This is a genomic window from Bacteroides ilei (assembly GCF_900128495.1).
GTDB lineage: Bacteria > Bacteroidota > Bacteroidia > Bacteroidales > Bacteroidaceae > Phocaeicola > Phocaeicola ilei.
On record NZ_LT635801.1, the window covers coordinates 1,956,586 to 1,967,222 of the forward strand.

At 54.0% G+C, this 10,637-nt stretch carries 8 protein-coding genes, 1 tRNA gene and 1 pseudogene; 6 read left to right on the forward strand and 4 right to left on the reverse strand.

All coding sequences use genetic code 11. The annotated features are described in order from the left end of the window. Positions 1 to 43: 43 nt before the first annotated feature. From BQ7489_RS08370 to carB, 4 genes are all read left to right on the forward strand, one after another. Positions 44 to 116 (forward strand) — tRNA-Thr (locus BQ7489_RS08370). Between the two features lie 496 nt (positions 117 to 612). Then, positions 613 to 2,496, forward strand: a complete 1,884-nt coding sequence (locus BQ7489_RS08380; protein WP_072530653.1) for an amidophosphoribosyltransferase — start codon at positions 613 to 615, stop codon at positions 2,494 to 2,496. Between the two features lie 48 nt (positions 2,497 to 2,544). Next, positions 2,545 to 3,621, forward strand: coding sequence for a glutamine-hydrolyzing carbamoyl-phosphate synthase small subunit (carA, locus tag BQ7489_RS08385; protein WP_072530654.1), 1,077 nt, complete (start codon positions 2,545 to 2,547; stop codon positions 3,619 to 3,621). 23 nt (positions 3,622 to 3,644) lie between these two features. Beyond that, on the forward strand, positions 3,645 to 6,872 hold the full coding sequence (gene carB / locus BQ7489_RS08390) for a carbamoyl-phosphate synthase (glutamine-hydrolyzing) large subunit (RefSeq protein WP_072530655.1): 3,228 nt from the start codon (positions 3,645 to 3,647) through the stop codon (positions 6,870 to 6,872). A 115-nt stretch (positions 6,873 to 6,987) separates the two neighbouring features. Here the strand turns inward: carB and BQ7489_RS17855 are convergent, their stop codons facing one another. From BQ7489_RS17855 to BQ7489_RS08400, 3 genes are all read right to left on the reverse strand, one after another. Further along, positions 6,988 to 7,116, reverse strand: a complete 129-nt coding sequence (locus tag BQ7489_RS17855) for a hypothetical protein (RefSeq protein ID WP_262483179.1) — start codon at positions 7,114 to 7,116, stop codon at positions 6,988 to 6,990. Continuing rightward, positions 7,113 to 7,577, reverse strand: a complete 465-nt coding sequence (locus BQ7489_RS08395) for an N-acetylmuramoyl-L-alanine amidase (RefSeq protein ID WP_162617787.1) — start codon at positions 7,575 to 7,577, stop codon at positions 7,113 to 7,115. The genes BQ7489_RS17855 and BQ7489_RS08395 overlap by 4 nt, the downstream gene beginning before the upstream one ends. Positions 7,578 to 7,704: 127 nt before the next feature. Next, positions 7,705 to 7,932 (reverse strand): DUF4248 domain-containing protein, encoded by a 228-nt coding sequence (locus BQ7489_RS08400; RefSeq protein ID WP_072530657.1) that lies wholly within the window; start codon positions 7,930 to 7,932, stop codon positions 7,705 to 7,707. Between the two features lie 321 nt (positions 7,933 to 8,253). Between BQ7489_RS08400 and BQ7489_RS17970 the strand changes: the two are divergent. Further along, a pseudogene (locus BQ7489_RS17970) lies at positions 8,254 to 8,709 on the forward strand (BT4734/BF3469 family protein); the annotation flags it as partial. Positions 8,710 to 8,765: 56 nt separating this feature from the next. Here the strand turns inward: BQ7489_RS17970 and BQ7489_RS17760 are convergent. Beyond that, positions 8,766 to 8,996, reverse strand: a complete 231-nt coding sequence (locus tag BQ7489_RS17760) for a hypothetical protein (protein ID WP_239496929.1) — start codon at positions 8,994 to 8,996, stop codon at positions 8,766 to 8,768. A 166-nt stretch (positions 8,997 to 9,162) separates the two neighbouring features. On the opposite strand from BQ7489_RS17760, the gene BQ7489_RS17765 reads away from it, so the two are divergent. Continuing rightward, positions 9,163 to 10,491, forward strand: a complete 1,329-nt coding sequence (locus BQ7489_RS17765; protein WP_239496930.1) for a DUF3987 domain-containing protein — start codon at positions 9,163 to 9,165, stop codon at positions 10,489 to 10,491. Positions 10,492 to 10,637: the final 146 nt, after the last annotated feature.

Here is a 10,637-nt window from a genome sequence, read left to right on the forward strand (position 1 = left end):
AAATTTGCAGCGCAATTCGGAATCAGATCCGGTTGTGGTTATCGCCGAAATAACTCAGTTGGTAGAGTAACTCATTCGTAATGAGTAAGTCGCGGGTTCGAGTCCCGCTTTCGGCTCTCGGCAGAAGAGGGGACAGCTTGTTGCGGTCCCCTCTTTTTTGTTCCGGCACCTCTTTTCCATTCTCCCGGTTCTTTTTTTAAAACGTTATAAAACTTGAAAAAATATTGGGCTGTATATAGGAAAATTCGTATATTTGCATCCCGAATTGTGATGTGACATAACGATGCGGAATGTGATGGATTATATTGACAATGAAGGTGGATATCCTGATGCGGGAATACAGTCGTTGCCTTTCGGGATGGATGGAAATGAGGGCTGTTGTTTCGGTTCATTTCCTTTCGTTTTCCTTTTTTTCCATATTTCGCTTTTTGTCGCTTTTCAGGATTTTCATTCTGTCGTTTATCAGAATTTTTATTCCAGCAGAAACATTCACTTATATATATGACACCCGGAATTGCTTTTCGGCAAATCCGGGCGTTGTTCTATATATAGGCGAGGTTCCGAGGGGATTATATAGCTAAAGGACTAACAAGATTAAAGGAAAAGATTGATATGGAACCACTTAAACACGAATGCGGTGTAGCGATGATCCGTCTGTTGAAGCCGCTGGAGTACTATCAGGAAAAATACGGCACGTGGATGTACGGGCTGAACAAACTCTATCTGTTGATGGAGAAGCAGCATAACCGTGGTCAGGAAGCTGCGGGGCTGGCGTGTGTGAAACTGCAGGCAAACCCCGGAGAGGAATACATGTTCCGTGAACGTGCCCTGGGTTCGGGCGCCATTACTGAAATCTTCAGTACGGTACATTCCTGTTTCAAGGACCTGACTCCCGAACAGCTGCATGACGCCGAATACGCCAAGCAGTGCCTGCCTTTCGCCGGTGAGCTGTATCTGGGTCACCTGCGCTATTCCACTACCGGAAAGAGCGGCATCTCGTATGTACATCCATTCCTGCGCCGCAACAACTGGCGCGCGAAGAACCTGACGCTTTGCGGCAACTTCAACCTGACCAACGTGGACGAGATTTTCGCCGACATCACGGCCGACGGCCAGCATCCGCGTAAATATGCCGATACCTATATCATGCTGGAACAGGTGGGACACCGCCTGGACCGTGAGGTGGAACGCCTTTACCGCGAGTGCAAGAGCGAAGGACTGGAAGGCATGGACATCACGCACGCCATCGAAGACCGCATCGACCTGTCTAACGTGCTCAAGACGTCGAGCCCGAAGTGGGACGGAGGTTACGTAATCTGCGGCATGACCGGAAGCGGCGAGCAGTTCGCCGTGCGCGACCCGTGGGGAATCCGTCCGGCATTCTGGTACAAGGACGATGAAATCATCGTGCTGGCTTCCGAACGCCCTGTCATACAGACGGCCCTGAACGTGCCTGCCGACAGCATCCGTGAACTGGAACCGGGACAGGCCCTGCTCATCAACAAATACGGCAAGGACCGTCTGGCACAGATCAACGAGCCGAAGCAGAAGAAAGCCTGCTCGTTCGAGCGCATCTATTTCAGCCGGGGGAGCGACAAGGACATCTACCGTGAGCGCAAGCAGCTCGGAAAGAGTCTGGTGACCCCTATCCTGAAGGCCATCGACAACGATGTAGTTCATACGGTGTTCTCGTTCATCCCGAATACGGCCGAAGTGGCTTTCTACGGTATGCTGGAAGGGTTCGACAATTACCTGAACCAACTGAAGGTGAAACGCATCGAAGCTCTGGGACACGCCCCGAGCCACGAAGAGCTGGAGCAGATCCTTTCACAGCGCATCCGCAGCGAGAAAGTGGCCATCAAGGATATCAAGCTGCGTACCTTTATTGCCGAAGGCAATACCCGTAACGACCTGGCCGCCCATGTGTACGACATCACCTACGGCAGCCTGATCCCTTATGAAGACAACCTGGTGATCATCGATGACAGTATCGTGCGCGGAACCACCCTGAAGCAGAGTATCATCAGTATCCTCGACCGTCTGCATCCGAAGAAGATCGTCATCGTTTCGTCTTCACCCCAGGTGCGTTACCCCGATTATTACGGCATCGACATGGCCAGCATGGAGCAGTTCATTGCGTTCAAGGCGGCGATAGCCCTGCTGCAGGACCGTGGCATGATGAACGTGATCGGTGAGGCCTACCGCAAGGCGAAGGCACAGGTAGGGCTGCCCAAAGAACAGATGGTGAACTATGTGAAGGAAATCTATGCCCCCTTCACCGACGAGGAGATCTCTTCCAAGATGGTAGAGCTGCTCACCCCGGCGGGTACACAGGCCGAGGTGGAGATCGTGTACCAGAGCCTTGAAGGGCTGCATAAGGCCTGCCCGAAGAATGAGGGCGACTGGTATTTCAGCGGCGACTATCCTACACCGGGCGGCGTGAAGCTGGTGAACCAGGCCTTCATAGACTATATTGAAGAGAACTTCAAATTCTGATTGTTTGAGAAAACCTAATAAAAAAACGATATTATATATAAAAAGGTAATGAGAAATGTAACATTGATCCTCGACGACGGGAGCCGCTTCCATGGCAAGTCGTTCGGTTATGAAAAACCGGTAGCCGGTGAAGTGGTGTTCAATACGGCGATGACCGGTTACCCAGAGAGCTTGACCGATCCATCGTATGCCGGCCAGTTGATGACACTGACCTATCCGCTGGTAGGTAACTATGGGGTGCCTCCGTTCACTTTCGAGGCAAACGGGCTTCCCACTTTTATGGAGAGCGAAAAGATCCATGCCGAAGCGATTATTGTAAGTGACTACAGCGAAAAGTACAGCCATTGGAATGCGGTGGAGAGCCTGGCCGACTGGCTGAAGCGTGAGCAGGTTCCGGGTATCACCGGCATCGACACGCGTGAGCTGACAAAGGTGCTGCGCGAACACGGGGTTATGATGGGAAAGATCGTGTTCGACGATGAACCCGACAACATCCCCGAAGCTACCTATGCGGGCGTGAACTATGTCGACAAGGTTTCATGCAAGGAGATTATCCGTTACAACGAAGGTGCCGGAAAGAAGAAGGTGGTGCTGGTAGACTGCGGCGTGAAGGCGAACATCATCCGCTGCCTGCTGAAACGCGACGTGGAAGTGATCCGCGTGCCCTGGGACTACGACTTCAATTCGCTGGAGTTCGACGGACTGTTCATTTCAAACGGACCGGGCGACCCCGACACCTGCGACGCCGCCGTGCAGAACATCCGCAAGGCCATGCAGGACGAGAAACTGCCTATCTTCGGTATCTGTATGGGTAACCAGCTGCTTTCAAAGGCGGGAGGAGCCAGAATATACAAGCTGAAATACGGTCACCGCAGCCACAACCAGCCGGTACGTATGGTAGGCACCGAACGTTGCTTCATTACCAGCCAGAACCACGGCTACGCAGTCGACAACAATACCCTGGGAGCCGACTGGGAACCCCTCTTCATCAATATGAACGACGGCTCGAACGAAGGTATCCGCCACAAGAAGAACCCCTGGTTCTCGGCACAGTTCCATCCCGAAGCCGCCAGCGGTCCTACCGATACAGAGTTCCTGTTCGACGAGTTTGTAAAGTTGCTGTAATCCATTAAAAACCTTAGAAGACAATGAAAGAAAATATAAAGAAAGTATTATTGTTAGGTTCGGGAGCGTTGAAGATCGGTGAAGCCGGCGAGTTCGACTACTCCGGTTCACAGGCCCTGAAGGCGCTGAAGGAAGAAGGGATCGAAACCGTCCTGATCAACCCGAACATCGCTACCGTGCAGACCTCGGAAGGTGTGGCCGACAAGATCTATTTCCTGCCGGTTACCCCGTATTTCGTGGAAAAGGTCATCGAGAAGGAACGCCCCGACGGCGTGCTGCTGTCGTTCGGTGGACAGACTGCCCTGAACTGCGGTGTGGCTCTTTACAAGGCCGACGTGTTCAACAAGTATAACGTGGAGGTGCTGGGTACTCCGGTACAGGCCATCATGGACACCGAAGACCGCGAGCTTTTCGTGAAGAAGCTGGACGAAATCCATGTAAAGACCATCAAGAGTGAAGCCGTAGAGAATATCGAAGACGCGCGCCGCGCGGCCAAGGCCCTGGGCTATCCGGTCATCATCCGTGCCGCATACGCACTGGGAGGTCTGGGATCGGGCTTCTGCGACAATGAAGAGGAACTGAACGTACTGGCCGAAAAGGCTTTCTCCTTCTCTCCGCAGGTGCTGGTCGAAAAGAGTCTGAAAGGCTGGAAGGAAGTGGAATACGAAGTGGTGCGCGACCGTTTCGACAACTGTATCACCGTATGTAACATGGAGAACTTCGACCCGCTGGGTATCCATACCGGCGAGTCTATCGTAATCGCCCCGTCGCAGACACTCACCAACAGCGAGTACCACAAGCTGCGTGAACTGGCCATCCGCATCATCCGCCACGTGGGTATCATCGGCGAATGTAACGTGCAGTACGCCTTCGACCCCGAATCGGAAGACTACCGTGTCATCGAGGTGAACGCCCGTCTGAGCCGTTCTTCGGCACTGGCATCCAAGGCTACCGGCTATCCGCTGGCTTTCGTGGCCGCCAAGCTGGGACTGGGTTACGGACTGTTCGACCTGAAGAACTCGGTTACCAAGACCACTTCGGCCTTCTTCGAACCGGCGCTCGACTATGTGGTATGTAAGATCCCGCGCTGGGACCTGGGCAAGTTCCACGGTGTAGACCGCGAACTGGGTTCCAGCATGAAGTCGGTAGGCGAGGTCATGGCCATCGGACGTACCTTCGAGGAAGCCATCCAGAAAGGTCTCCGTATGATAGGCCAGGGAATGCACGGCTTCGTGGAGAACAAGGAACTGCAGATTGCCGACGTCGACAAGGCGCTGCGTGAACCTACCGACAAGCGTATCTTCGTCATCTCGAAGGCCATGCGTGCCGGCTATACCGTAGACCAGATCCATGATCTGACCAAGATCGACAAGTGGTTCCTCTACAAGCTGGCTTCCATCATGCAGACATCCAAGGAGCTCCATGAATGGGGCAACAACCATAAACAGCTCTCCGAACTGCCCGACGAGCTGTTGTACAAGGCCAAACGCCAGGGCTTCTCCGACTTCCAGGTGGCACGTGCCATCGGTTTCGAAGGCGATATGGAAGACGGCATCATGCTGGTGCGCGAACACCGCAAGAAAGTGGGCATCGTACCGGTAGTGAAGCAGATCGATACCCTGGCTGCCGAATATCCGGCACAGACCAACTACCTGTATCTTACCTACAGCGGCGTGGCCAACGACGTGCACTACCTGGGCGACCGCAAGAGTATCGTGGTGCTCGGTTCGGGTGCCTACCGTATCGGTTCGTCGGTTGAGTTCGACTGGTGCGGCGTACAGGCCCTGAACACCATCCGCAAGGAAGGTTACCGCAGCGTAATGATCAACTATAACCCCGAAACCGTTTCGACCGACTACGACATGTGCGACCGTCTGTATTTCGACGAGCTTACCTTCGAGCGTGTAATGGATATCCTCGACCTCGAGAACCCGCACGGCGTGATTGTATCGACCGGCGGACAGATCCCGAACAACCTGGCCATGCGCCTGGACGCGCAGCACGTGAACATCCTCGGAACATCGGCCAAGAGCATCGACAACGCCGAAGACCGTGACAAGTTCTCGGCTATGCTGGACCGCATCGGCGTAGACCAGCCTGAATGGAGCGCATTGACCTCCATGGAAGACATCAACGCCTTCATCCAGAAGGTAGGCTTCCCGGTATTGGTACGTCCGTCGTATGTACTTTCGGGTGCTGCCATGAACGTATGTTCTAACCAGGAAGAGCTGGAACGCTTCCTCAAGCTGGCGGCCAACGTATCGAAGAAACACCCGGTAGTGGTGAGCCAGTTCATCGAGCACGCCAAGGAAGTGGAGATGGATGCCGTGGCACAGAACGGTGAAATCATCTGCTACGCCATCAGCGAGCACATTGAGTTTGCCGGCGTACACTCGGGCGATGCAACCATCCAGTTCCCGCCGCAGAAGCTGTATGTAGAGACCGTACGCCGCATCAAGCGCATTTCACGCCAGATTGCGAAAGAGCTGAACATCTCCGGTCCGTTCAACATCCAGTTCCTGGCCCGTGAAAACGACATCAAGGTGATAGAATGTAACCTGCGTGCGTCACGTTCGTTCCCGTTCGTGAGCAAGGTGCTGAAGATCAACTTCATCGAGCTGGCTACCAAGGTCATGCTGGGCCTGCCGGTAGAAAAGCCCGAAAAGAACCTCTTCGAACTCGACTACGTAGGAATCAAGGCCAGCCAGTTCTCATTCAACCGTCTGCAGAAGGCCGACCCTGTACTGGGTGTCGACATGGCTTCTACCGGTGAGGTAGGCTGTCTGGGCGACGACACGTCATGCGCCGTGCTCAAGTCAATGCTGTCGGTAGGTTACCGCATCCCCGAAAAGAACATCCTGCTCTCTACCGGAACTCCGCGCCAGAAGGTAGACATGCTGGCCGCTTCCAGAATGTTGCAGAAGAAGGGCTACAAGCTGTACGCTACCGGCGGAACCTCCAAGTTCCTCACCGAGAACGGCATCGAGAACACCCGCGTGTACTGGCCGAGCGAGGAAGGACATCCGCAGGCACTGGAGATGCTGCACAAGAAGGAGATAGACATGGTGGTGAACATCCCGCGCGACCTGTCGGCCGGCGAGCTGGACAACGGATACAAGATCCGCCGCGCCGCCATCGACCTGAATATTCCGCTTATAACCAACGCCCGTCTGGCCAGCGCCTTCATCCAGGCGTTCTGCACCATGAGCATTGACGATATAGGCATCAAGAGCTGGGACGAATACAAATAAACCCCTCATACTCCATATAAAAAAGATGAAATCCTCTTCCACCTTCACGGGCGGGAGAGGATTTTTCTTTTTTAGTCTGGTTTGCAGGCGGCAGCCGGGAGTCCGTGACTGCCGCCTACAGTACCAGGATGGCCGCTATCAGTACAATCTCTACTATAAAGTGGTGCCACTGCATCCGGGTAACCAGCAGCCGCATGCCCCTCAGTTCTTCCTTCAGGGGCGTAATCATGAAAATGGCTGTCATCTGCGATCTTCCGTTTGGTCAAGGTTATACTTCGGTATTTCTATCCATACGCCGTATTCGCGTTCCACGTCGTATCCCGGGTCTGTGCAGGTACCGCCGGCCGTCATGTGGCGCACGCTTTTCACCTTCATTCCGGGAAATACGTTGCTGAAGAGCGTCACCAGGTCGAATATGGCGATGCGCTGCAGGGTGGTGCGCGTGTCGGCCGTATTGCCGTCCTTGTCTGCGCCGCCCTCGTAGCAGATGCCCACACTGTTCAGGTCGAACCAGGGGCAATGCCTTCCCGGGTCGTTCCGGGGTACGGGCCTTTCTACCGTACCGTTCCGTCGCACATAGTAGTGGGGGCTGACCGGAAGTCGGTCACTGCTGCACGCCGCACCCGGCGGGGTGTGTGAGGCGTGGATGATAAGATAAAGCATTCTGCGTTCCCGCTTGCCGGGAATGGTGTGATTTTTTTTCATAGTCAGTACATCTTTTTTCCGGTATCGACCGATACCGTTCTGTTCCTGTCGCAAAGATACCTTATCCCGTTTCCGCGCCGTTTCCGTTTGCTCGTATATGAAGTGCCTTGTAGGTATATTCCCTCCGTCAGTCGGGATAACCCAGGTATTCTACGATGAGTCTCACTTCGGAGGCCGTGTAGAACTGGCCCCTCTTGTACTGTCCTCTCTTTTCGAGCTCTTCCACCAGCGGCTTGCAGCGGTTTATCCAGCGGCTCAGGCACTGCAGCGCCGAGGCCTTGCAGATTTCGGGTCTGTAAAGTTGCGCCAGTTCCGACTTCCGGTAGGCGCGGATCTTGAATCTTTCTTCTTCCATAAAAAATAAAATATATATAATGTGCTATACGTTTTTTGAAGTGCTGTAATATACTAAAAAATATATAATATTCCAAATATCCGGACGACTTTTCTTCTTATTTACGATAATTTATATCAATGATAATTATAATATTATGAATTTACTTTCAGATGTAAAATAATTGGAAGAAAATTATAATATTTTGAATATTTTGTATAAATTTACTTACGAAAATTACATTCAAAGTATTTCTCCTTGTTATTTTTTTGTAACAATAATCTGATACTGATGAAAAATATTAAAATTACACTGTTTAGAAATGTGTGGGATAAGAGTCCTATGGTGATAAGCCTGCACGAGTATTTGACAAGGCATGTAGGCCGTGACGTGAACGGCGTGATACAGCGCCGGTACAGGCAGCTTCTGGAAGAAGGGAAGAAGCGGGAGGCCCAAGACTTGAAGAAGTCGCAGGAGTGTGCGGTGTTCGGTGGCGTATGCGAAGGCGGGCGCGGCGAGCAGTATCTCACGGAAGTGTCGGGCGTGGCGGGATTCGACCTCGACCATGTAGGTCCCCGGCTGGCCGAGCTGAAGGAAAAGCTGCACCTGCCTTTCGTGTATGCGGTTTACACCACCTTTTCGGGCGAAGGACTCCGGGTGGTGGTGGATATGGGTACGCGCGACGTGCGTCTCATCCGCGGGCGTTACCTGCAGGTGGCTTCCTTCATCAGCCGGCTCTGCGCCCATCCGTGCGACATGCAGTGCAAGGACATCGCCCGTGCGTCGTTCACGGCCTTCGATCCCGACATCTGGATCAACCCCGGAGCGGTGGAACCGTTTCCGCTGTCTCCCGATTACCTCCGTGAAGAGGCGGCGCAGGAGGCGCCGGCATCCGGTGGGCCGTCTGCTTTACCGGTAGGAGCTCCGGGTCGGGAGGCGGCGGGGGTATCTGTTCCGGCAGGCGTACCTGTTTCCGGGGCTGCCGGTAATTCCGTTCCTGGATCTGCCGGTAATTCCGTTCCTGAAGCCGCCGGTGCCCCGTATCGTGCGGGAGGAGTGCTGGCGGGCATTCTCCATGACTTCATGAAGAACAACTGGGGAGGTGAGGGTAACCGCAACTACTTTTTCCTGCATCTGGGCCGTCACGCCGGTTTCCGCCACCTGTCGTTGTCCGAGCTGGACGAGCTGATCCGGCTGACGGTAGACGAGATGCGTGACACCGAGTACGGGGCCGAGCAGATCGGCGGCCGGATGAGGTGGGGTTACGACCATGCCCTGAAGACAATGGCCGAACATCCGGAGGGGAAAACCTTCAAAACTATCAAAACTATCAGTAAAACCTTTTCTGATAGTCTGGAAAAAGAATATCTGTCTGAAAAAGAAGGCGGTAAGGACTCTTCCGGACTTGAAAACCTGTCACTGATACCCGATGAGGTCTACCAGGGTCTGCCCGCCATCCTGGCGGAAGGCATTACCGCCGCCCGTTCGGAATGGGAGCGCGACATGCTCTTCCTCTCCATGCTGGCCAACCTGAGCGGCTGCCTGCCCTATGTAGAGATAAACTATGCCGACAAGTTCTGTTCGCCCCACCTGTATTTCTTCGCCATCGCCAAGGCGGGCAGCGGAAAGGGCGTACTCTCGCTGGCGGCCCATCTGCCCCGCCTGATTCAGCTTGATTTCGACAAGGAGAATGAGCGGAGGCAGAACGCCTACAGGACGGAGCTGCTGCGTTGGGACGAGCACCGGAAAAAGAAGAAGGAAGTGGGAGGGGATGAGACCGAGCCGCAGGAGCCCATACGCAAGTGCATCCTGCAGCCCGCCGGCACGTCGCACAGCCGCCTGGTGCGGAGCATCGCCGAGAATCCGCTGGGCGTGATCATCAACGCCACCGAGCTGGACATGCTCACCTATTCCATGAACCAGGACTGCGGGCATTTTGACGACATACTCCGTGCGGCTTTCCACCACGAGGAAGTGTCTATCGACTACAAGGTAGACAAGCGCAAGATTGTAGCCTACGAGTCGCGTGTGGCGGGCTCCATGGGCGGTACCTACGGGCAGTTCGTCCGTTTTGTAGGCAATGAAGAGAACGGAATGTTCAGCCGCGGCATGTACTACACGGTGGTACAGAAGCCCCGATGGATATCGGCCAAGCCCCGTAAAGGGCGGTCCGAGTCGACCGCCCTGTTCCGCAAGCTGAGCCAGGACGTGCGCCGGATGTACTATTTCCTGCTGGAGTCGCCCACCAACGTCCTGCTTACCGACGAGCAGTGGAAGCGTCACGACGAGACGTTTTCGCGCATGCTTTCCGAGGTGTCGCTCGAAGAGGGTACCGATAAGGAAAGCATGGTATACCGTCTGGGTCTGATAGCGTGCAGGCTGATGTCCATCTTCACGGCCATGCGCAAGTACGAGTCGGGATGGACCATGAAGGACTTGTACTGTTCGGACGAGGATTTCGTGCGTGCCATGGCCATAGCCGAAGTGCTGCTGGAGCACGGCATGTCATTGTCTACAATTTTTCCCGAGCAGAGCACCAAGCCCCGGCTGACGATAGCGCTGAATCGGTACCATGCGTAGCACTGTAATCGGTACCATCGTATCGCTCGAATCGGTACCGTCATGACGCTGCAAACGGTACCATATTCAGTCCTGTAAAAGTTATTGCAAATGTATATTATTTTTTCTTTCTCTGCCTCATGGATTCTCCTTTTAACTCAATTTTG